Genomic DNA, 22098 nt, shown 5'->3' on the forward strand with positions numbered 1-22098 from the left:
CGCCCGCGGCGCCGCGCCGGTGCGGGCTTGACGAGCATTCAAGCAAAAACAGGCTCTTGCGCAGGTGGATCAAGCGCAAACAGCTATTAAAATGATAGTTATCGTCAACACCTGCCCGAGCTGGGCCGGACGGCAGCGGCGCGGGCAAGTCCCTAAAATCGCGCCCCATGCCGCTGGAATCCGATGTCGCCCACCTGACCCGTGCCGTCCTGCTGGCCACCTTCGTGCTGTCGGCCGTGTTCGGCGCCATCGTGCATCGCACCGGCTTTTGCACCATGGGGGCGGTGACCGACGTGGTGACCATGGGCGAGTGGACGCGCATGCGCCAGTGGGCGCTGGCCGCCGGCGTGGCGGTGCTGGGCTTTGCGCTGCTGGGCGCGGGTGGCTGGATTCGCCCGGCCGACTCGGTCTATGCCGACACGCGCTGGATGTGGCTGTCCTCGCTGGTGGGCGGCGGGCTGTTCGGCGTCGGCATGGTGCTGTCCTCGGGCTGCGGCAGCAAGAACCTGGTGCGCATGGGCGCGGGCAACCTGAAGGCGCTGGTGGTGTTCATCGTCATGGCCCTGTCGGCCTACATCACGCTGCGCGGCCTGACGGCGGTGTGGCGCGACGGCACGGTCGACCGGGTGTACGTGGCCTTTTCCGGCCCGGCCACGCTGGGCCATCTGTCGGCGCACTACCTGGGCTGGTCGGCCGCCACGGCCCTGCTGGTGCCGGCGCTGGCGGTGGGCGGCGTGCTGCTCATCTGGGCCTTGGTCGGGCGCGATTTCTGGCGCGCCAACAACCTGCTGGCCGGCGTGGGCCTGGGCGCGGTCATCGTCGGCATGTGGTGGGTCAGCGGCGCCCTGGGCTACGTGGCCGAGCACCCGCTGACGCTGGACGCCACCTACCTGGGCTCGCGCACCGGCCGCATGGAGGCGCTGACCTTCACCGCGCCGCTGGCCTGGGCCATCGACTGGCTGATGTTCTACAGCGACAGCAACCGCCACCTCAGCATCGCGGCGGTGTCGGTGGCGGGCGTGGTGGCGGGCAGCTTCGTGCACGCGGTGGCGACCAGGCGCTTTCACTGGGAGGGCTTTCGCACCACCGAAGACCTGGCCACGCACCTGATCGGCGCCGTGCTGATGGGCGTGGGCGGCGTGACCGCGCTGGGCTGCACCATCGGCCAGGGCCTGAGCGGGGTGTCCAACCTGAGCCTGACCAGCTTCAGCGCGGTGGCCGCCATCATCGGCGGGGCGGTGCTGGCGCTCAAGGCGCAGGCCTGGCGGCTGGAGCGGCAGGCATGAGCACGCCGGGCCGCTCCCAGGTGCGAATCCCGCAGCGCGCAGCGCGGAGGGTGTTCCGATGAACCCCGATGTGCTCGACGTCGACGCCGAGCGCCGCTTCGGCGGCCTGGCGCGGCTGTACGGCGCCGCCGGCGCGGCGCGCATCCGCGCCGCGCACGTCGCGGTGGTGGGCATCGGCGGCGTGGGCTCGTGGGCGGCCGAGGCGCTGGCACGCAGCGGCGTGGCGCAGCTGACCTTGATCGACATGGACCACGTGGCCGAATCCAACGTCAACCGGCAGGTGCACGCGCTGAGCAGCACCCTGGGCCAGGCCAAGGTGTCGGCCATGCGCGAGCGCATCGCGCAGATCCACCCCCAGTGCCAGGTGCACGAGGTCGACGCCTTCGTCGAGCCCGACCACTGGCCGCAGCTGCTGCCGCAGTCGGTGGATGCGTTGATCGACGCCTGCGACCAGGTGCGCGCCAAGCTGGCCATGGCGGCCTGGGCGCGCGCCAGCGGCACGCTGTTCATCACCACCGGCGCGGCGGGCGGCAAGCGCCACGGCGAGCGGGTGGAGATCGCCGACATCGCTGCCGTCACGCACGACCCGCTGATCGCCCAGCTGCGTTATCGCCTGCGCCGCGGCGGCCTGCGCCCGGCGCCCGGCAAGCCGTTCGGCGTGACGGCGGTGTTCAGCCGCGAAAGCGTGGTCGCGCCCGAGCAGTGCGACACCCCGGCCGCCGTGGACGGCTCGCTCAACTGCCACGGCTACGGCTCCAGCGTGACGGTGACGGCGCCCTTCGGCCTGTGCGCGGCGGGCTGGATTCTGGATCGCCTGGCGCAGGGCGGGGCGCAGGCCGGAGAATAGGCTGCGTTATAATCATGGGCTTGCCAGCGCGGCGATGAGGCGCGTCGGCACAGGAGGGTCGTTAGCTCAGTTGGTAGAGCAGCGGACTTTTAATCCGTTGGTCGCGTGTTCGAGTCACGCACGACCCACCAGCCAGATTTTGGGCCGCGCGCTGGAGATCCAACGCACGGCCTTTCTGCATCTGGCCCGTGGCAGGCTTGCCATGCGAAGGAAGAGGCGGCTGCCCGCCTAGAATTTCCTTCACCCAGACGCTTGAAGGATGCTCCCGAGCATGAGTCGTTTCACCCCCGATACCGCCGCGCCGCCGCGTGCCGCTCCGGCCGCCGCCCCGTCCAAGAACCGGGTCATCAAGAAGTACCCCAACCGCCGCCTGTACGACACCAGCGCCTCGTCCTACATCACGCTGGCGCAGGTGCGGCAGCTGGTGATGGAGCGCGACCCCTTCGTGGTGCTGGACGCCAAGTCGGGGCAGGACCTGACGCGCAGCATCCTGCTGCAGATCATCCTGGAGGAAGAGGCGGCCGGCGTGCCGATGTTCACCGAGCCCATGCTGGCCGAGATCATCCGCTTCTACGGCCACGCCATGCAGGGCTTCATGGGCTCGTACCTGGAGAAGAACATCCAGGCGCTGGCCGAGATCCAGACCAAGCTGGCCGAGCAGTCGCAGGGCCTGACGCCCGAGATGTGGACCCAGTTCATGAGCCTGCAGTCGCCGCTGATGCAGGGCGTGATGGGCAGCTACCTGGAGCAGTCCAAGGCGGCCTTCCTGCAGATGCAGGAGCAGATGGCCCGGCAGGCCGACCAGTTGCTGGGCGCCTTCGGCATCCGGCGTTGAGGCCGGCACCGTTCAGGGCTGGCCCGCGCCTGGACATCATCGATTGAAACCATGAGTGAAACCATTGCAGCGCCCGCCCCGCGCATCGGCTTTGTCAGCCTGGGGTGCCCCAAGAACCTGACCGACTCCGAGCTGATCCTGACGCAGCTGAGCGCCGAGGGCTATCAGACCAGCAAGACCTTCGAAGGCGCCGATCTGGTGGTGGTCAACACCTGCGGCTTCATCGACGACGCCGTGCGCGAAAGCCTGGACACCATCGGCGAGGCCCTGGCCGACAACGGCAAGGTCATCGTCACCGGCTGCCTGGGCGCCAAGGCCGGCAAGGACGGCGGCACCCTGGTGCAGGACGTGCACCCCAGCGTGCTGGCGGTGACGGGCCCGCAGGCCACGCAGCAGGTGATGGACGCCGTGCACCGCCACCTGCCCAAACCGCACGATCCCTTCCTGGATCTGGTGCCGGGCGTCTTCGGTGCGGCGGGGCTCAAGCTGACGCCGCGCCACTACGCCTACCTGAAGATCAGCGAGGGCTGCAACCACCGCTGCACCTTCTGCATCATCCCGTCGATGCGCGGCGACTTGGTCAGCCGCCCGATCGGCGAGGTGCTGAAGGAAGCGCAGGCGCTGTTCGAAGGCGGCGTCAAGGAGCTGCTGATCATCAGCCAGGACACCTCGGCCTACGGCGTGGACGTGAAGTACCGCACCGGCTTCTGGGGCGGGCGACCGGTGCGCACGCGCCTGCTGGAGCTGGTGCAGGCGCTGGGCGAGCTGGCCGCACCGCACGGCGCCTGGGTGCGCCTGCACTATGTGTACCCGTACCCGCACGTGGACGAGATCGTGCCGCTGATGGCCGAAGGCAAGGTGCTGCCCTACCTGGACGTCCCCTTGCAGCACAGCCACCCCGAGGTGCTGCGCCGCATGAAGCGGCCGGCCAGCGGCGAGAAAAACCTGGAGCGCATCGAGCGCTGGCGCGCCATGTGCCCCGAGATCGTGGTCCGATCGACCTTCATTGCCGGCTTTCCGGGCGAGACGGAGGAAGAGTTTCAGCACCTGCTGGACTTCATGCGCGCCGCGCGCATCGACCGCGCGGGCTGCTTTGCCTATTCGCCCGTCGCCGGCGCGGCCGCCAACCAACTGCCGGGCATGCTGCCGGCCGAGCTGCGCGAGGAGCGCCGCGCGCGCTTCATGGCCGTGGCCGAGCAGGTGTCGATGGACAAGCTGCGCGAGCGTGTGGGCGCCACCATGCAGGTGCTGGTCGATTCGGCGCCCGCGCTGGGCCGCCGCGGCGGCGTGGGGCGCAGCTACGCCGACGCGCCCGAGATCGATGGCGTGGTGCAGCTGCTGCCGCCCGAGAAGGCCAGCAAGACGTTGAAGGTCGGCAGCTTCACCCGCGCGCGCATCGTGGGCACGCAAGGACACGATCTCGTGGCCGTGCCGATCTGATGCGAAAGCAAAAAAAAGCCACCCGAGGGTGGCTTTTGCGTTGCGGTGGGTCTGAAAAAACTCAGCTCGCCGCTTATGATTGTTGGTGCCCAGGAGAGGACTCGAACCTCCACGGAGTTACCCGCTAGTACCTGAAACTAGTGCGTCTACCAATTCCGCCACCTGGGCATCAGGAAACAAGGATTCTATATCAAAAATCTAGCCCCCCAAAAAAATATTCCGGACGAAATCCAGGGCGTGGTGTCCGGGCATCGCGACGGCCATGGCTTCGTGGTGCGCGACGACGGCGAGCCGGACATCTATCTGCCGCCCAACGAAATGCGGGCGGTGCTGCACCGCGACCGCGTCAGCGTGCGCGTGGTGCGCCTGGACCGACGCGGCCGCCCCGAGGGGCGGGTGCTCGAGATCATCGAGCGGCCGCCCCAGCCCATCATCGGCCGCCTGCTGCACGAAGGCGGCCTGTGGCTGGTGGCGCCCGAGGACAAGCGCTTCGGCCAGGACGTGATGATTCCCAAGTCCGCCATCGGCACGGCCAAGGCCGGGCAGGTGGTGGTGGTCGAGCTGACCGAGCCGCCGGCGCTGTATGGCCAGCCGGTGGGCCGCGTCAAGGAGGTGCTGGGCGAGATCGACGACCCGGGCATGGAAATCGAGATCGCGGTGCGCAAGTACGGCGTGCCGCACGAGTTTTCGGACGCCTGCCTGGCCGAGGCGCGCGCCCTGCCCGACGCGGTGCGCGCCAAGGACCGCGCCGGCCGGGTCGACCTGACCGACGTGCCCCTGGTCACCATCGACGGCGAGGACGCGCGCGATTTCGACGACGCGGTCTACGCCGAGCCGGCGGTGGTCACCGGCCGCGGCAAGAAGCCCAATGGCTGGCGCCTGCTGGTGGCCATTGCCGACGTCAGCCACTATGTGCGCACCGGCAGCCCGATCGACATCGACGCCTACGACCGCGCCACCAGCGTGTACTTTCCGCGTCGCGTGATCCCCATGCTGCCCGAGAAGCTCAGCAACGGCCTGTGTTCGCTCAACCCCGAGGTCGACCGCCTGTGCATGGTGTGCGACATGCTGGTCACGGCGCAGGGCGAGGTCCACGCCTACCAGCTCTATCCGGCGGTGATGAACAGCCACGCGCGCCTGACCTACACCGAGGTGGCCGCCATCCTGGCCAACACGCGCGGGCCCGAGGCGACGCAGCGGCGCGCGCGCGTGCCCGACCTGCTGCACCTGCACGAGGTGTACCGCGCCCTGCTGGGCGCGCGGCAGCGGCGCGGCGCGGTCGACTTCGACACGGTGGAGACGCAGATCGTGTGCGACGAGGCCGGCCACATCGAGAAGATCGTGCCGCGCATGCGCAACGACGCGCACCGGCTGATCGAGGAATGCATGCTGGCGGCCAACGTGTGCAGCGCCGACTTCATCGGCCTGGGCAAGCACGTGGGCCTGTACCGGGTGCACGAGGGGCCCACGCCCGAGAAGGTCGAGCTGCTGCGCGCCTACCTGAAGGCGCTGGGCGTGGGCCTGAGCGTGAGCGACGAGCCCAGCCCGCACGAGTTCCAGCGCATCGCCGAGGCCACGCAGGAGCGCCCCGACGCCGAGCAGATCCACATGATGCTGCTGCGCTCGATGAGCCAGGCCATCTACACCCCCATCAACAGCGGGCACTTCGGCCTCGCCTTCGAGGCCTACACCCACTTCACCAGCCCCATCCGCCGCTATCCCGACCTGCTGGTGCACCGCGTGATCAAGGCCATCCTGGGCGGGCGCAAGTACCAGCTGCCCGCGCTGCCCACGCCCGGCGAGGCGCACGACAAGCTCCGCAAGCGCTTGCAAAAAGATAGCTTGCAGCGCAAGCGCAACAAGGGCGGAGAGCTCGTCAGGCTCAGTCCCGACCTGCAGGACTGGGAAGCCGCCGGCCTGCACTGCAGCGCCAACGAGCGCCGCGCCGACGAGGCCAGCCGCGACGTCGAGGCCTGGCTCAAGTGCAAGTACATGCGCGAGCATCTGGGCGAGGAGTACGCCGGCAGCGTGAGCGCCGTCACCAGCTTCGGCCTGTTCGTCACGCTGACCGAGCTGCACGTCGAGGGCCTGGTGCACATCACCGAACTGGGCGGCGAATACTTCCGCTACGACGAGGTGCGCCAGGAGTTGCGCGGCGAGCGCACCGGCATCCGCTACGGCATGGGCACGCGCGTGCGGGTGCAGGTCAGCCGCGTGGACCTGGACGCGCGCAAGATCGACTTTCGCCTGGTGCACGAAGAAGGCGCGCCGCGCGACAAGAGCGGCCGTGAGTCGGGCACGGGCAAGGCCGCGCCCAAGCCGCCCAAGGGGCGCGAGCGGCGCGAGGCGCGCGAGGATCTGCCCCCCGCAACCGAGCGCCGCACGCCCATGCAGGCGCTGACCGCCGCCGTCAAGAAGGCGGCTGCCAAGGCCAAGGCGCGCAAGGGCGGCAAGCCCCGGCGCTGAATCGCGCGCTGCTGGGCGCAGCGCTGCGCGCTGCCCTTGCCCCGTCTTGATCCAGTGCAAGGGCCGCTCCGGGAGCGGCGGGGACAATGGCGCGCAGCCTTTGCCCGCCTTCGCTTGCCATGTCCTCTCTCGCTTCATCTGCCGTGTCCGCCAGCACCAGCGACGTGCTGATCGTGGGCGGCGGCCCGGCCGGCCTGTCGCTGGCCATTGCTCTGGCGCAGGCCGGCCTGCAGGCGGCCGTGCTGGAGCAGCAGGGCGCTGCCGCGCTGGCCGAGCCGGCGCCCGACGGACGCGAGATCGCGCTCACCCACCCCAGCGTGGCCACGCTCAAGCGCCTGGGCAGTTGGCAGCGCCTGGCGCCGCACGAGATCGGCCTGCTGCGCCAGGCCCGGGTGCACGACGGGCCGGTCGGTCAACGCGAGGGCATGACGCTGAACGCGCAGGGCACGGGCTGCGACAACCTGGGCTGGATCGTGCCCAACCACGCGCTGCGCCGCACGGCCTGGGCGGTGGCGGCCGACACGCCGGGCGTGCGCGTGCTGTGCGGCACCCAGGTCACGCGCGTGGCCATCACGCCCGCTCACGCCGAGCTGGACTGCGTGGACGCCGCCACCCCCGGCGCCGCGCCCCGGCGTCTGCAGGCGCCGCTGCTGGTGGCGGCCGACAGCCGCTTCTCGGCCACCCGGCGCCAGCTGGGCATCGCCGCCTCGATGCAGGACTTCGGCCGCACCGTCATCGTCTGCCGCCTGCAGCACGAGCGCGCGCACGAGGGCATCGCGCACGAGTGCTTCGGCTACGAGCGCACGCTGGCCATCCTGCCGCTGCCCGATGACCCGGACAGCGGCGCCCCGATGTGCTCGGCCGTGGTCACGGCGCGCAGCGAGCAGGTGCAGGCGCTGATGGCGCTGTCGCCCGCAGACTTTGCCGTGTGCGTGCAGGAGCAGTTCGACCACCGCCTGGGCCGCATGCGCCTGGTGGGCGAGCGCCACGCCTACCCGCTGGTGGCCGTGATCGCGCAGCGTTTCGCCGCCGCGCGCTGCGCCCTGGTGGGCGACGCTGCCGTCGGCATGCACCCGGTGACGGCGCACGGCTACAACCTGGGCCTGGCCGGCGTATCCCGGCTGGCGCAGGTGCTGGCCGAGGCGCGGGCGCGCGGCGCCGACCTGGGCGACGCAGCCGTGCTGCAGGCCTATGCCCGCGCCCACCTGCGCCACGCCTGGCCGCTGTACCGTGGCACCAACGCCATCGTGGGCCTGTATACCGACGAGCGCACACTGCCGCGCCTGCTGCGCCGCGCCGTGCTGGCGGGCTCCAGCCGCCTGCCACCGCTCAAGGCCCTGATCGTGAGCCAGCTCACCGGCCGGCCGCCGGCCTGGCCGCGCGCGGCGCACTGATCCTGGCGGCCAAAAAAAACGGCGCCCGAAGGCGCCGTGGTGGGGCAGGGGAATCGGCTCAGGCCGCCTGTTCCGTCAGACGCCGACGGCGCAGGCGCAGCAGCGGCGGCACCACCACCATCAGGATGGCGATCAGCCACAGGCCCTTGGAGATCGGGCTTTCGATCAGGATGCCCACGTCGCCGTTGGTGATGGACAGCGCGCGGCGCAGGTTCTGCTCCATCATCTCGCCCAGCACGAAGCCCAGGATCAGCGGCGCCATCGGCACGCCCTGCTTGCGCAGCAGGTAGCCGATCACGCCGAACACCGCCATCAGCGTCAGGTCGAACGTGGTGGCGTGCACCGAATACACCCCCACCGTGCTCACCGCCAGGATGCCTGGCACCAGCAGCCAGTTGGGTGTGCGCAGCATGCTGGAGAACACGCCCGCCAGCGGGATGTTCATGACCAGCAGCAGCACGTTGGCGATGAACATCGAGGCGATCAGGCCCCACACCAGATTGGGGTTTTGCGTGAACAGCGCCGGCCCCGGCGTGATGTTGTAGAGCGCCAGCGCACCCATCATCACCGCCGTGGTGCCCGAGCCGGGCACGCCCAGCGTCAACATCGGCACGAAGGAGCCGCCGGCCGAGGCGTTGTTGGCCGCCTCGGGCGCGGCCACGCCGCGGATGTCGCCCTTGCCGAAGGTGCCGCTGGCGCCGGCGATGTTTTTTTCCATCGTGTAGGTCATGGCGCTGGCGATGGTGGCGCCGGCACCCGGCAGCACGCCGACCACGAAGCCCACCACCGACGAGCGCACCGTGCCCCACCAGGTGTAGGCCAGCTCCTTGAGGTTGAACAGCGAGCGGCCGGTCGCCTTGATCATGCCGGTGCTCTGGAAGTGCTGCTCCAGCATCAGCAGGATCTCGCTGACCGAGAACAGGCCGATCACGACGACGATGAACTGGATGCCGTCCGACAGGTGCACGTTGTCGGCCGTGAAGCGGTACACGCCCGAGTTGGAGTCCAGCCCCACCGTCGCCAGCGCCAGGCCGATGACGGCGGCCAGCGCGGCCTTCATGGGCGCGTCGCCCATCAGGCCGGTGATGCAGGCAAAGGCGAACACCATCAGGGCGAAGTATTCGGCCGGGCCGAAGGCCAGCGCCCAGCGCGCCAGCAGCGGCGCGAACAGCACGAAGCCGGTGGTGGCCACCATGCCGCCGATGAACGAAGACCAGGCCGAGATCGACAGCGCCACGCCCGCCTTGCCGGCCTTGGCCATGGGGTAGCCGTCCAGCGTGGTCATGATGGCGCCGGCGTCGCCGGGTACGTTGATCAGGATGGCCGAGATGCGGCCGCCGAACTCGCAACCCATGTAGACCGCCGCCAGCAGGATCAGCGCGGTCTCGGGCGGCAGCTTGAGCGCGAAGGCGATCGGCATCAGGATGGCCACGCCGTTGATCGGCCCCAGGCCCGGCAGCATGCCGACGATGGTGCCGATCAGCGCGCCCAGCGCGGCCACGACCAGGTTGGTGACGGTCAGCGCGACGCCGAAGCCGTTGAGCAGGTATTGCAGCGTATCCATCAGCGGCCTCCCAGCAGGAAGGACAGCACGCCCGTGGGCAGCACCACGTCGAGCGCCTTGTCGAACAAAAAGAACCCCACCAAGCCCAGGCCCAGGCCGCCGCCCAGCGACTGCAGCAGGCTGCCGCCGAAGGCCATGCCCACCGGCACCGCCATCACGATGGTGGCCAGGGTGAAGCCCAGCCACTGGAACAGCAGCACGTACACGAACACCGCGACGATCACGCCCGCCAGCGGCCGCAAGGGCACGGTGTGCAGCCAGTGGTCGTTGGCGCCGGGGCGCACCAGCAGCCAGGCGCCGCCGATGGCCAGCAGCACCGCCAGCAGCATGGGGAAAGCGCGCGGTCCCACGGGTTCGTAGGAGATGGGCGCGGCGTAGTCCCTGGCCGCCCAGGCCATGGCGGCGCCCACCGCGATGCAGGCGGCGCCGAGAATGCGGTCACTCATGTCGGGTCTCTCCGGATGGGGCGGCCGCGGGCAGCGGCCGCCGGCAGGGCAGTGCGCCGCCCTTACTTGGCGACGGCCAGGCCGAGGTCGGCCGCCAGCTTGGCGTAGCGTTCGACCTGCTTCTTCACGTAGGCGTCGAGCTCGGCGCCGGTCAGCGCGAAGGGGAACAGGCTGCGGTCGGCGCGCAGCTTGGCGAACTCGGGCGTGGCCATCATCTTGTTGAAGGTGTCGACCCAGACCTTGAAGTCGGCGTCGCTCACCTTCGGGCCCATGTAGAAGCCGCGGATGATGGGCCACTCGACGTCCATGCCCTGCTCCTTGGCAGTGGGCACGTTGGCCAGGCCGCCTTCCAGGCGCTTGTCGGCCAGCACGGCGATGACGCGGATCTTGGCGCCGGCCTTGATCTGCTCCTCGGCCTCGGAGGCGTCGCCCGAGTAGATCTGCACGTGACCGCCCTGCAGTGCGGTGGTGGCTTCGCCGCCGCCCTCGAAGGCGACGAAGCGCATCTTCTTCGGATCCAGGCCCGCGGCCCTGGCGGTGAGCGCGGCCTTCATCCAGTCCTGGCTGCCCACCGTGCCGCCGGCGCCGAACACCACCTTGCTGGGGTCGGCCTTGATGGCCGCCACCACGTCCTTGAGCGACTTGAAGGGCGAGCTGTCGGCCACGATGATGGCGCCGTAGTTGGCGCCCACGCCGGCCAGCCAGCGCACGTCGCCCACGTGGTAGCGGCCGAACTTGCCTTGCGCCAGGTTCAGCAGCGAACCGCCCGAGAAGGCGACGATGGTGTTGTTCTCGTCCGGGCGCTGCGCCACGATGGCGTTGTAGGCCACGGCGCCGATGCCGCCCGGCATGTAGGTCACGCGCATCGGGGTGCCGATGAACTTGCCGTCCAGCAGGCCCGACTGCGCCAGCTTGCAGGTCAGATCGAAGCCGCCGCCGGGCTTGGCCGGGGCGATGCATTCGGTCTTGTCCAGCGGGCCGGCATGGGCCAGGCCGATGCCGCCGGCCAGGGCCAGGGTCGCGAGCGCGTGCGTGAGTTTCATCGTGCGGTCTCCTTGAGAGTGAGCGTGGAAAAAGTCCTGCGCCGCATCCGCGGGCGGATGGCGGGATCGCAAGGGGACTTTAGCCAGCGCGTGCTTTCAAGGCCCTTTCAAATCGCGGTACGTGAATCAGGGTTAACCCGCGATCAAACCCGGTTCGGACGGGGTCGCCGGCGCGTGCGGCAGGTGCAGGCGCACGGCCAGGCCGCGGCCGCCGGGGCCGGGCGCCAGTTCGAGCCGGCCGCCGTGGCGTTCGGCCACGGCGCGCACGATGGCCAGCCCCAGGCCGCTGCCGCCGGCGCGCGCCTGGCGGCCGCGAAAAAAGCGCTCGCTGGCGTGTTGCAGCTCGTCGGGCGCCAGGCCGGGCCCGTCGTCCAGCACCGCCAGCACGGCCTCGGCGCCGGCGTCGTCCACGCGCACCGTGACGTGGCTGCCGGCCGGCGTGTAGCGCAGCGCGTTGTGCACCCCGTTGGCCAGCGCCTCGCGCAGCAGGGTGGGGTTGAGCGGCACTTCCAAGGCCGGCACGCCGCTTTCAAAGCCCAGGTCGATGGCGGCGGCGCGCGCGCGCGGCCACCACGCGCGCGTCAGCTCGCGCGCCAGCGCCACCAGGTCGACCGTTTGCCGATCGAGATCGGCGGCGTCGGCGCGCGCCAGCGCCAGCATCTGGTTGACCTGGCGCGTGGCCTCGTCCAGCTGCTGGCGCATGGCCTGCAAGGCCTCGCGCACCGGGCCGGGCGGCGCCTCGCGCAGCGCGAAGTCGACCTGGGTGACCAGGGTGGTCAGCGGCGTGCGCAGCTGGTGCGAAGCGTCGTCGACGAAGTGCCGGCGTGCCTCGCTGGCCTGCTGGTGGCGCGCCATGTGGTGGTTAATGGCGGCCACCAGCGGGCGGGCCTCGGTGGGCACCGCGTCCTCGGGGATGGGCGTCAGGTCCTCGGGCGAGCGCGCCTGCACCTCGGCTGACAGGCTGGCCAGCGGCCGCAGCGCCCAGCCGGTGGCCGCGGCCATCAGCGCCAGCGCCAGCGCCACCAGCAGGGCGTTGCGCGTGACCGCCTCCAGCAGCAGGGCGCGCGTGAAGTCCTGGCGCGAGCTCAGGGTCTCGGCCACCTGGATGATGACGCGCGGCTTGTCCACGTGCCCGGCCAGCGGCGGGTCGAGCACCCGCGTGTACGAGCCCAGGCGCACCAGCTGGTCGTGGTAGCGCGCGTCGCGAAAGCGCGGCCGGCCGTTGATCAGCGTGGCATCGGGCGGCGGCAGGTCGGTGTTGCCGATCTCGACCAGGCCGTCCTCGCTGGCGACGCGAAAGTACACCGCGCCGCCGGCGGTGAGCTCGAAGAACTCGAGCATGGTGTAGGGCAACTCGACCCCCAGGCCGCCGCTGGTGGTGCTGATGTTGGCGTCGATGGCCTTGATGGCGCCCGCCAGCGAGCGGTCGTAGGCCGCGTTGGCGGCGGCCGCGGCGGTGCGCCAGGCGCCCCACAGGCCGATGCCCGAGGCCAGCACCATGCCCACGGCCAGCACCACCACCAGCGTGCGGCGCAGGCTGGCGCCGCGCAGCGTCATGCCGCCGGCTCCAGCACGTAGCCCAGGCCGCGCAGCGTGGTGATGCGCACGCCGCTGCCGTCCAGGCGCTTGCGCAGGCGATGCACCAGCACCTCGACCGCCTCGGGGCTGACGTCATGCGCGTCGGACACCACGCGGTCGAGGATTTCGGTCTTGGACAGCGGCTCGCCCAGGTGCTGGATCAGCACGCGCAGCACGGCGTGCTCGCGCGGGGTCAGCGCCAGCGGCTGGCCGTGCAGGGCAAAGCTCCTGGTGGCGGCGTCCCAGGCCAGCGGGCCGCAGCTCTGGTGCCAGTGCGCGCTGCCGCGCGCGCGCCGGATCAGGGCGTGCAGGCGGGCCTCCAGCTCGGCCAGGTCGAAGGGCTTGGCCAGGAAGTCGTCGGCGCCCTGGTTGAGCGTGCCCACGCGCGCCATCAGCGAGTCGCGCGCGGTCAGGATCAGCACCGGCAGCCGCTCGTCGCGCGCGCGCAGGGCCGTCAGCACCTGGTGCCCGTCCAGCCCTGGCAGGCCCAGGTCGAGCACCAGCGCGTCGTAGCTGCGCGCCGCCAGGCTGGGCAGCACGTCGCGGCCGTCGCTCACCCAGTCGGCCAGCAGGCCACTGCGCTCCAGCGCGCGCGCCAGCCAGTTGGCCAGGTCGGGCTCGTCTTCCGCCAGCAGGATGCGCATGGGGAGTCTCCTCGTTGGGTAGCATCGTCGGTCTGGAGATGCCACATGACCGTGAAAGATACTCGCAAAACCCTGCTGCAACTGGCGCGGAAGCGGCAGGCCACCCTGGTGCCGGGCGCCTTCAACGCGCTGTTGGCGCGCCTGATCGAGGAGCTGGGCTTCGACGCCATCTACGTCACTGGCGCCGGCGTGACCAACATGAGTCTGGGCCTGCCCGACCAGGGCTTCATGGGCCTGGCCGAGATCGCCGAGCACACCCAGCGCATCCGCGACGTGGTTCGGCTGCCGCTGATCGTCGATGCCGACACCGGCTTCGGCAACGCCGTCAACGTCTATCACACGGTGCGCCGGCTCGAGCGCGCCGGCGCCGACTGCGTGCAGCTCGAAGACCAGACCAGCCCCAAGCGCTGCGGCCACTTCAGCGGCAAGGACGTGGTCGATACGGCCGAGATGGTGGGCAAGATTCACGCCGCGGTCGACGCGCGCGAAGGCAGCGGCCTGCTGGTGATGGCGCGCACCGATGCGGCCGCCGTGCACGGCTTCGACGCCGCCGTCGAGCGCGCCGCGCGCTATGCCGAGGCGGGCGCCGACATCCTGTTCGTCGAGGCGCTGACCGAGGCCGGGCAGGTGCGCGCGTTGCCGGGCCTGCTCGATCGCCCGCTGCTGATGAACCTGGTGCTGGGCGGGCGCACGCCGGTGCTGCCGCAGGCCGAGCTGGCCGCCGCCGGCTATGGCCTGGTGCTGTATGCCAATGCCGCGCTGCAGGCCGCGGTGGCCGGCATGACGCGGGCGCTGGGCCAGCTGAAGGCCACGGGGGCGCTGAGCGAAGACCCGGCGCTGGTGGCGCCCTTTGCCGAGCGCCAGCGCCTGGTCAGCAAGCCGGCGTGGGACGCGCTGGAGCAGCGCTATGCCGACTGAAGTCGTCGCCATCGCCGCCAGCTTCATGCGCGGCGGCACCAGCAAGGGCCTGTTCTTCCTGCCGTCCGACCTGCCGGCCGAGCCGGAGGCGCGCGACGCGCTGCTGCTGCGCGCCATCGGCAGCCCCGACCCCTATGCGCGCCACATCGACGGCCTGGGCGGCGCCAGTTCGAGCACCAGCAAGGTGGTGCTGGTGCAGCGCTCGGCGCGGCCCGGCTGCGACGTCGACTACCTGTTCGGCCAGGTCGCCATCGACCAGCCGCTCGTCGACTGGAGTGGCTCCTGCGGCAACCTGGCGGCCGCCGTCGGCCCGTTCGCGCTGCACGCCGGCCTGGTCGATGGCGCGCCCGCCGACGGACTGGCCACCGTGCGCATCTGGCAGGCCAACCTGGGCCAGCGCATCGTCGCCCATGTGCCGATGCAGGGCGGGCAGGTGCGGGAGCTGGGCGACTTCGCCCTGGACGGCGTGCCGTTTCCGGCCGCCGAGATCCGGCTCGACTTTCTGGACCCGGCCGGTGGCGGCGGCCTGCCGCTGCTGCCCACGGGCCGGGTGCAGGACGTGCTGCCGGTGCCCGGCCTGGGGCCGGTGCCGGCCACGCTGGTCAACTCGGGCAACGCCACCGTGATCGTGCCGGCGGCGAGCCTGGGCCTGGCGGGCACCGAGCTGTCGGCGCAGCTGAACACCGACGCGGCGCTGCTGGCGCGCTGCGAGGCGGTGCGTGCGCAGGGCGCCGTGGCCATGGGCCTGGCCGCCACGCCGGCGCAGGCCACGCGCGAGCGCCCGGCGACGCCCAAGCTGGCGCTGGTGGGCGCGCCCGCCGACTACGTGGCCAGCGACGGCCGGGCGGTGGCATCCGGCCAGATGGACGTGCTGGTGCGCATGGTGTCGATGGGGCAGTTTCACCACGCGCTGCCGGGCACCGGCGCGATCGCGCTGGCCTCGGCCGCGGCCCTGCCCGGCACGCTGCTGGCGCCGGGCATCGGGGCGGGCGGCGCCGGCCTGCGCATGGGCCACCCGTCCGGCTGCATTGAGACCGAGGCCGAAGCGGCGCAGGACGCCGGCGGCGCCTGGCGCATCCGCCGCGTCAGCGTCAGCCGCAGCGCGCGGCGGCTGATGACGGGCCAGGTCTGGGTGCCGCGCTGATCACGCGGTGCTGGCTCAGCTGCCGCGCGTGACCGGCATCTCGACCGCCTTGGCGCCCGGCATGTGCTTGGCCAGCTCCAGCTTGGCGATGGCGTTGCGGTGCACCTCGTCGGGGCCGTCGGCAAAGCGCAGCGTGCGCTGGTGCGCGTACATCGAGGCCAGCGGAAAGTCGTTGCTGACGCCGCCGCCGCCGTGCGCCTGGATGGCCCAGTCGATGACGCGTAGGGCGGTGTTGGGGGCGACGACCTTGATCATCGCGATCTCGCTTTGCGCCACCTTGTTGCCCACGGTGTCCATCATGTAGGCGGCCTTCAGGGTGAGCAGGCGCGCCTGGTCGATCAGCATGCGCGACTCGGCGATGCGTTCGCGCCACACGCCTTGCTCCGAGATGCGGCGGCCGAAGGCCACGCGGTCGTTCAGGCGCCGGCACATCAGCTCGAGCGCGCGCTCGGCCGCGCCGATGCTGCGCATGCAGTGGTGAATGCGGCCCGGCCCCAGGCGGCCCTGGGCGATGGCGAAACCGCGGCCTTCGCCCACCAGCAGGTTGGTGGCCGGCACGCGCACGTCCTTCAGCTCGACCTCCATGTGGCCGTGCGGCGCGTCGTCCATGCCGAACACCGTCAGCGCGCGGATCACCTTGACGCCCGGCGTGCCGGCGGGCACCAGGATCATGGACTGCTGCGAGTGGCGCGGCGCCTCGGGGTCGGTCTTGCCCATCACGATGTAGATGGCGCAGCGCGGGTCGCCCGCGCCGGAGGACCACCACTTGCGCCCGTTGATGACGTAGTGGTCGCCGTCGCGCTGGATGCGGCACTCGATGTTGGTCGCGTCCGACGAGGCCACGGCCGGCTCGGTCATCAGGAAGGCCGAGCGGATCTCGCCGCGCAGCAGCGGCTCCAGCCACTGATCCTTGTTGGCCTCGCTGCCGTAGCGCTCGATGGTCTCCATGTTGCCGGTGTCGGGCGCAGCGCAGTTGAACACCTCGGGTGCCCAGGCCACGCGGCCCATGATCTCGCACAGCGGCGCGTATTCGAGGTTGGACAGGCCTTCGGGCGCGCGCGTCGAGCGTGGCAGAAACAGGTTCCACAGCCCGGCCTTGCGGGCCTTGGGCTTGAGCTCTTCGATGATCTGGGTGGGGATCCAGGCGTTGCCCTTGGCGCGGTTGGCGGCGATCTCCGCGTAGAACGCGTTCTCGTTGGGGTAGATGTGCTCGTCCATGAAGGCCAGCAGGCGCGCCTGCATGTCTTTCACCTTCGTGCTGTATTCGAATTCCATGGTTGGCTCCTTGTGAGAAAAATCGGGCTCCAGCCCAGGTGGATCAAGCGCGAGCAGCTATGATTTTTGAGTAAACCGCCAGGCCAACTCGGCCATCGGCCGGGCGCGCGCGCCGTTGGCCCGCGCCTGCTCGCTGCTGGCGGTGCCGGCCTCCACCCGCTTGGCGATGCCCTGCAGGATGGCGGCGATGCGGAACATGTTGTAGGCCAGGTAAAAGTTCCAGTCCGGCGCCAGCTGCTCGGGCGTGGCAAAGCCGGTGCGTTCGCAGTAGCGGCGGATGTAGTCCTGCTCGCGCGGGATGCCGAGCGCCGCCAGGTCGAGCCCGCCGATGCCGCGGAACTGGCTGGCGTCGATGTGCCAGGACATGCAGTGGTAGCTGAAGTCGGCCAGCGGGTGGCCCAGCGTCGACAGCTCCCAGTCCAGCACGGCCAGCACGCGCGGCTCGCGCGGGTGAAAGATCAGGTTGTCGAGCCGGAAGTCGCCGTGCACGATGGACGTCAGCTCGGTGCGGGCGCTGGCCGGCATGTGGGCCGGCAGCCATTCGATCAGGCGATCCATCTCGGGGATGGGCTGGGTGACCGAGGCCAGGTACTGCTTGCTCCAGCGGCCGATCTGGCGCTCGAAGTAGTTGCCGCTCTTGCCGTAGTGCTCCAGGCCCTGGGCCTTGAAGTCCACCGTGTGCAGCGCGGCGATGACGCGGTTCATCTCGTCGTAGTGGGCGCCGCGCTCGGCCGGCGTCATGCCGGGCAGGCCCTGGTCCCACAGCACGCGGCCCTCGACGAACTCCATGATGTAGAAGGCGCGGCCGATGACGGCCTCGTCCTCGCACAGCGCATGCATGTGCGCCACCGGCACGGCCGTGCCCGCCAGGCCCTTCATGACCGCGAATTCGCGCTCGATGGCGTGCGCCGAGGGCAGCAGCTTGGCCACCGGCCCCGGCTTGGCGCGCATGACGTAGGTGCGCCCCGGCGTGACGAGCTTGTAGGTGGGGTTGGACTGCCCGCCCTTGAACATCTCGACCGTGAGCGGGCCGACAAAGCCCGCGACGTGCTGCGTCATCCAGGCCGCCAGGGCGGCGACGTCGAAGGCGTGGGGGGCGGAGACCGGGCGCGTGCCCACGAAGGCGTCGGTGGGGTTGCTGCTCATGTCGGTCTCCCGGATGTCGTCGCTAGGTTTCGCCCTCGCCGATGCGCAGCAGCGCCACGCGATCGCGCACGATGAGGCCGGCCGGCTCGATGCGGATGACCGCCTCGCGCTCCATGGTCTTCAGCTCCTGGTTGACGCGCTGGCGCGAGGCGCCCAGCAGCTGCGCCAGTTCTTCCTGCGCCAGTTGCAGCGAGATGCGCAACTCGTCGTCCACCGGCGTGTTGGGCACGCCGTAGCTGCGCGCCAGGTGCAGCAGCTGCTTGGCCAGGCGCGCGCGCAGCGGCAGGCTGCTCAGGTCCTCGACCTGACCGAACAGCAGCCGGATGCGCCGCGCCTGCAGGCGCATCAGCGCCTCGTACAACTCGCTGTGCTGTGCCAGGATCTTTTGAAAGTCGGCGCGCGTCACGCACAGGATGGTGGTGGCGCCATGGGCATAGGTGTCGTGCGTGCGCCGGTCGCCGTCGAACATGGCCACGTCGCCGAACCACACGCCCGGCTCCACGTAGGTCAGGGTGATCTGCTTGCCCGCCAGCGTGGTCGAGCTGACGCGCACCGCGCCCTTGGCGCAGGCCACCCACAGCTCGGGGCTGTCGCCCCGGGCGCTGATCAGGTCGCCGTCGTGATAGCGTTTGACGAATGCACATCGAAGAATGTCGTGCCGAAGCGAAGGAGAAAGCGAGGCGAACCAGCGTCCGCCGTTGATCGCCTCTCGTTCCTCCATGGTAAGAATGGGCTCGTCCATGGCCTGTCGTTTGAGTGACTGCAAAAGCCTCCATTGTCACGCGGGAGACCGGCGCGGTGGGCGCGGGCGCGCTATTCGTAGCGCGGCGCGTGCTTGCCCAGGAAGGCCGCGATGCCGATGCCGCCGTTGGGGTGGTGCAGGTTGCGCACGAAGTGCTCGCGCTCGGCCGCCAGGTGTTCGTGCAGGCTGCGCCCGCCGGCGTCCTGCACCAGCTCCTTGATGCTGGCCAGCGCGTTGGGCGCGCGCGCGCCCAGCTGGGCGGCCCAGGCCAGGGCGCTGTCCAGCGCCTGGCCGGCCTCGCATACGCGGCCCACCACGCCCAGCTGGTGCAGGCGCTCGGCGCCGATGCGCTCGCCGCCCAGCAGCAGCTCGCCCGCCAGCTGGCGCGGCAGCGCGCGCGCCAGCTGCCAGCTGCCGCCGCCGTCGGGCGACAGCGCCACGTTGCTGTAGGCCATGACGAAGATGGCGTTGCGCGCGGCCACGATCAGGTCGCACGCCAGCGCCAGCGAAAAGCCGGCGCCCGCGGCCGCGCCCTCGACCGCCGCGATCACCGGCTTGGGGCAGGTGACGATGGCTTCGATCCAGTTGTTCAGGCCTTCGATGGAGCGCGCCTGCACCTCGGGCGGCTGCTCGCGGTTGGCCAGCAGGCGCTGCAGGTTGCCGCCGGCGCAGAAGGTGCTGCCCTCGCCGGTGATGAGCACGGCACGCACGTCGGCATTGCTCTCGGCGGCGTTCAGCGCCTCGACGCCGGCGGCGTAGATATCGGGGCCCAGGGCATTGCGGTGCTCGGGGTTGCTGATGGTCAGCACCAGGGTGGCGCCGTCCATGGTGCTGCGCAGTTCGGCCGTCATGCCCGTCCTCGTTGCTTTGATTTCAATAGCTGCTCGCGCTTGTTCCATATGGGCTGGAGCCCGATTTGGCTTGAAAAAGGCTCAGGCCTCCTCATGCATCAGGCTCAGGCCGATGGCGCCGCGCCGGCGCAGCCAGGGGCTGGGGCGATAGCGCGGATCGCCGTACACGGTCTGCATGTTGAACAGCACCTCCAGCACGTTGGCCGGGCCGTAGCGGTCGCCCATGGCCAGCGGGCCCAGCGGGTAGCCCAGGCCCAGGGTGACGGCGGTCTCCAGGTCCTGCGGCGTGCACACGCGCTGCTGGCACATGTCGGCGGCGATGTTGACGATGGTGGCCACCACGCGCTGGGTGACGAAGCCGCCCGAGTCGCGGATCACGCTGACGGCCTTGCCGTCCCTGGCGAACAGGGCGTGCGCGGCGTCGCGCATGTCGGCGCGCGTGGCCGGGTTGGTGGCCAGCACGCGGCGCTTGGTGGCAGCGTCTTCCACCAGCAGGTCGATGCCGACGGTGCGCGCCGGGTCCAGCCGCTCGACCACCGCCACGGTGGTGACGTCGAAGCCCAGCGGCGCGACCAGGGTGAGTGCCTGCGGCGAGGGCGACTGGCCGGTCTCGATCCGCGCGCCCAGATCCTTCAGCAGCTGCAGCAGCTCGGCGCGGCGCGCGGCGCGGGTGGACACCCACACCGGCGGCATTTCGGCCACCTGCGGCACCGGCGGCTCGGGCGCCATCTGCGCCTTGCCGTCGACGTAGGCATAAAAGCCGTCGCCGTTTTTCTTGCCCACCACGCCGCCGGCCAGGCGCTGCGCGGTGATCACGCTGGGGCGGTAGCGCGGCTCTTCGTAGTACTGGTGGTAGATCGACTCCATCACCGGGTGCGAGACGTCCAGCGCCGTCAGGTCGAACAGCTCGAACGGGCCCAGGCGAAAGCCCACCTGGTCTTTCAGGATGCGGTCGATGGTGGCGAAGTCGGCCACGCCTTCGCCCACGATGCGCAGCGCCTCGGTGCCGTAGCCGCGCCCGGCGTGGTTGACGATGAAGCCCGGCGTGTCGCCCGCCTGCACCGGCGTGTGGCCCATCTGGCGCGCGAAGGCGGCCAGACGCCGGCACACGGTCGGGTCGGTCTTGAGGCCCGCGATGCATTCGACCACCTTCATCAGCGGCACCGGGTTGAAGAAGTGGTAGCCGGCGAACTGCTGCGGGCGCTTCAGGCCGGCGGCGATCGCCGTCACCGACAGCGAGGAGGTGTTGGTGGCCAGCACGGCCGTCGGTTGCACGATGCCTTCGAGCTCGGCGAACAGGCTTTTCTTGACGTCCAGGCGCTCGACGATGGCTTCGACCACCAGGTCGCAGTCGGCCAGGTCGGCCAATTGCGCAGCGGGCTTGAGGCGCGCCCTGCAGGCGGTCACGGCCTCGGCCGTCAGCTTGCCTTTTTCAGCCAGCTTGTCCCATTGCGCGCCCAGCGCGGCCTGGGCCTTGGCGATGGCCTCGGGCTGGGTGTCGAACAGGCGCACCACGGCGCCGGCCTGGGCGGCGATCTGCGCGATGCCGCGCCCCATGGCGCCGGTGCCGACGAGGCCGACGGTGGGAAATTCGGGAGTGCTCATGACGGGAGATTATGGTGGAGGGAATGGGTGGGCGCGGCGGCGGCGCGTCAGAGATCGAGCGTTTTTTGGGCGTGAGCAGCGTGCATGAGCCAAGGGCTCTCAGCCCTTCAGGCGGGCGTCATGCCGTTGGCCTGCTTGATGGCGGCGGTGGCGGGCGCCGCCAGCCGCGCCAGCAGGGCGCGCGCGGCCTCGGGTTGGCGGGCGCTGGCGGCCACGCCGCCGGCAAAAATGGTGTCGATCTGGATCGCGTCGGGCAGTGGGCCCAGCAGGCTGATGCCCGGCAGGTGCATCAGCTCGCTGAGCTGCTGAAAGCCCAGCTCGACCTCGCCGCGGGCGATCAGCGCGCCCACGGGCGTGCCCGGCGGCGGCGTGACCAGCTTCGCGCGCACCGCATCGGTGATGCCCCAGCGCTCGAACAATGCCGCCAGCGCCACGCCGCTGGGGCCGGTGGAATAGCCCACGCTGCGCGCGGCCAGCACGGCGGCCTTGACCGCCGCTTCGCTGCCGATGTCGGGCCGCGGCGCACCGGCGCGCACGGCCACCGCCACGCCCGAATGCACCAGGTCGACGCGCGAGTCGGCGCGCACGTGGCCGCCGGCCAGCAGGCGCTGCAGCGCATCGGCGCCCAGCACCACGGCGTCGAAGGCCTCGCCCGCCGCCACGCGCTGGGCAGCATCGACGCCGCCCACCGATTCCAGCCGCACCGCCACCTCGGGGTGGGCCAGCGCGTCGGCGGCCAGCAGCTCGGCCAGCAGCTGCTGCGTGGCCTTGGAGGAGATCAGGTGCAGGGGCGAAGGTGTGTTCATCTCGGTTTTCCATGGCGCGGCGGGTCATCCGCGGTGCAAGCAGTCCAAAGAGCCCAACGGCCGCGGAG

Annotated in this window: 19 protein-coding genes and 2 tRNA genes; 9 read left to right on the forward strand and 12 right to left on the reverse strand. The window is 70.8% G+C overall.

The features are described 5' to 3' along the window. The first annotated feature begins 167 nt into the window (after positions 1-167). From ACWHMB_RS05115 to rimO, 5 genes are all read left to right on the forward strand, one after another. The gene (locus ACWHMB_RS05115; protein WP_377482830.1) at positions 168-1286 is read left to right on the forward strand and encodes a YeeE/YedE family protein; all 1119 of its coding nucleotides are present in this window, start codon (positions 168-170) and stop codon (positions 1284-1286) included. A 58-nt stretch (positions 1287-1344) separates the two neighbouring features. Then, entirely contained in the window at positions 1345-2133 is a 789-nt protein-coding gene (locus ACWHMB_RS05120) for a tRNA threonylcarbamoyladenosine dehydratase (protein WP_293225906.1), read from the forward strand. A 55-nt stretch (positions 2134-2188) separates the two neighbouring features. After that, positions 2189-2264, forward strand: a tRNA-Lys gene (locus ACWHMB_RS05125). 140 nt (positions 2265-2404) lie between these two features. After that, on the forward strand, positions 2405-2968 hold the full coding sequence (gene phaR / locus ACWHMB_RS05130; protein ID WP_377482833.1) for a polyhydroxyalkanoate synthesis repressor PhaR: 564 nt from the start codon (positions 2405-2407) through the stop codon (positions 2966-2968). 51 nt (positions 2969-3019) lie between these two features. Then, positions 3020-4408 (forward strand): 30S ribosomal protein S12 methylthiotransferase RimO, encoded by a 1389-nt coding sequence (gene rimO, locus ACWHMB_RS05135; RefSeq protein ID WP_377482835.1) that lies wholly within the window; start codon positions 3020-3022, stop codon positions 4406-4408. Positions 4409-4491: 83 nt separating this feature from the next. On the opposite strand, the gene ACWHMB_RS05140 is transcribed toward rimO, so the two are convergent. Continuing rightward, positions 4492-4576 (reverse strand) — tRNA-Leu (locus ACWHMB_RS05140). On the opposite strand from ACWHMB_RS05140, the gene rnr reads away from it, so the two are divergent. Both rnr and ubiM read left to right on the forward strand, forming a co-directional pair. After that, the gene (gene rnr / locus ACWHMB_RS05145) at positions 4571-6874 is read left to right on the forward strand and encodes a ribonuclease R (RefSeq protein WP_377482965.1); all 2304 of its coding nucleotides are present in this window, start codon (positions 4571-4573) and stop codon (positions 6872-6874) included. The genes ACWHMB_RS05140 and rnr overlap by 6 nt on opposite strands. Positions 6875-6993: 119 nt before the next feature. Then, positions 6994-8268 (forward strand): 5-demethoxyubiquinol-8 5-hydroxylase UbiM, encoded by a 1275-nt coding sequence (gene ubiM / locus ACWHMB_RS05150; RefSeq protein ID WP_377482837.1) that lies wholly within the window; start codon positions 6994-6996, stop codon positions 8266-8268. Between the two features lie 58 nt (positions 8269-8326). Here ubiM and ACWHMB_RS05155 read toward each other — a convergent pair whose 3' ends face one another. The 5 genes from ACWHMB_RS05155 to ACWHMB_RS05175 form a co-directional block, all read right to left on the reverse strand. After that, positions 8327-9832, reverse strand: a complete 1506-nt coding sequence (locus tag ACWHMB_RS05155; RefSeq protein ID WP_377482839.1) for a tripartite tricarboxylate transporter permease — start codon at positions 9830-9832, stop codon at positions 8327-8329. Further along, positions 9832-10278 (reverse strand): tripartite tricarboxylate transporter TctB family protein, encoded by a 447-nt coding sequence (locus ACWHMB_RS05160; RefSeq protein WP_377482841.1) that lies wholly within the window; start codon positions 10276-10278, stop codon positions 9832-9834. Before ACWHMB_RS05160 ends, ACWHMB_RS05155 begins: the two co-directional genes overlap by 1 nt. Positions 10279-10340: 62 nt before the next feature. Next, positions 10341-11321 carry a Bug family tripartite tricarboxylate transporter substrate binding protein gene (locus ACWHMB_RS05165; RefSeq protein ID WP_447648464.1) on the reverse strand — a complete coding sequence of 327 codons (981 nt, stop codon included), beginning with the start codon at positions 11319-11321 and terminating at the stop codon, positions 10341-10343. A 132-nt stretch (positions 11322-11453) separates the two neighbouring features. Beyond that, positions 11454-12878: a sensor histidine kinase gene (locus ACWHMB_RS05170; protein WP_377482845.1), complete on the reverse strand. Its 1425-nt coding sequence runs from the start codon at positions 12876-12878 to the stop codon at positions 11454-11456. Next, positions 12875-13543: a response regulator gene (locus ACWHMB_RS05175; RefSeq protein WP_377482847.1), complete on the reverse strand. Its 669-nt coding sequence runs from the start codon at positions 13541-13543 to the stop codon at positions 12875-12877. Before ACWHMB_RS05175 ends, ACWHMB_RS05170 begins: the two co-directional genes overlap by 4 nt. Before the next feature lie 45 nt (positions 13544-13588). Between ACWHMB_RS05175 and ACWHMB_RS05180 the strand changes: the two genes are divergently transcribed. After that, the gene (locus tag ACWHMB_RS05180) at positions 13589-14461 is read left to right on the forward strand and encodes an isocitrate lyase/PEP mutase family protein (protein ID WP_447648465.1); all 873 of its coding nucleotides are present in this window, start codon (positions 13589-13591) and stop codon (positions 14459-14461) included. Continuing rightward, positions 14451-15605 (forward strand): 2-methylaconitate cis-trans isomerase PrpF, encoded by a 1155-nt coding sequence (prpF, locus tag ACWHMB_RS05185; protein ID WP_377482851.1) that lies wholly within the window; start codon positions 14451-14453, stop codon positions 15603-15605. Before ACWHMB_RS05180 ends, prpF begins: the two co-directional genes overlap by 11 nt. Before the next feature lie 15 nt (positions 15606-15620). On the opposite strand, the gene ACWHMB_RS05190 is transcribed toward prpF, so the two are convergent. The 6 genes from ACWHMB_RS05190 to ACWHMB_RS05215 all read right to left on the reverse strand — a co-directional run bounded on the left by ACWHMB_RS05190 (position 15621) and on the right by ACWHMB_RS05215 (position 22030). Next, on the reverse strand, positions 15621-16880 hold the full coding sequence (locus ACWHMB_RS05190) for an acyl-CoA dehydrogenase family protein (RefSeq protein ID WP_377482854.1): 1260 nt from the start codon (positions 16878-16880) through the stop codon (positions 15621-15623). Between the two features lie 57 nt (positions 16881-16937). Continuing rightward, positions 16938-18026 carry a phosphotransferase gene (locus ACWHMB_RS05195; protein ID WP_377482856.1) on the reverse strand — a complete coding sequence of 363 codons (1089 nt, stop codon included), beginning with the start codon at positions 18024-18026 and terminating at the stop codon, positions 16938-16940. A gap of 22 nt (positions 18027-18048) precedes the next feature. Beyond that, a complete protein-coding gene (locus tag ACWHMB_RS05200) occupies positions 18049-18768 on the reverse strand; it encodes a Crp/Fnr family transcriptional regulator (RefSeq protein WP_377482858.1) in 720 nt (239 codons plus the stop codon). A 71-nt stretch (positions 18769-18839) separates the two neighbouring features. Next, positions 18840-19619, reverse strand: coding sequence for an oxepin-CoA hydrolase, alternative type (locus ACWHMB_RS05205; protein ID WP_377482861.1), 780 nt, complete (start codon positions 19617-19619; stop codon positions 18840-18842). 81 nt (positions 19620-19700) lie between these two features. Next, on the reverse strand, positions 19701-21224 hold the full coding sequence (locus ACWHMB_RS05210) for a 3-hydroxyacyl-CoA dehydrogenase (RefSeq protein WP_377482863.1): 1524 nt from the start codon (positions 21222-21224) through the stop codon (positions 19701-19703). 107 nt (positions 21225-21331) lie between these two features. Then, on the reverse strand, positions 21332-22030 hold the full coding sequence (locus ACWHMB_RS05215; protein ID WP_377482865.1) for a substrate-binding domain-containing protein: 699 nt from the start codon (positions 22028-22030) through the stop codon (positions 21332-21334). Positions 22031-22098: the final 68 nt, after the last annotated feature.

It is taken from the genome of Ottowia pentelensis (genome assembly GCF_964341695.1).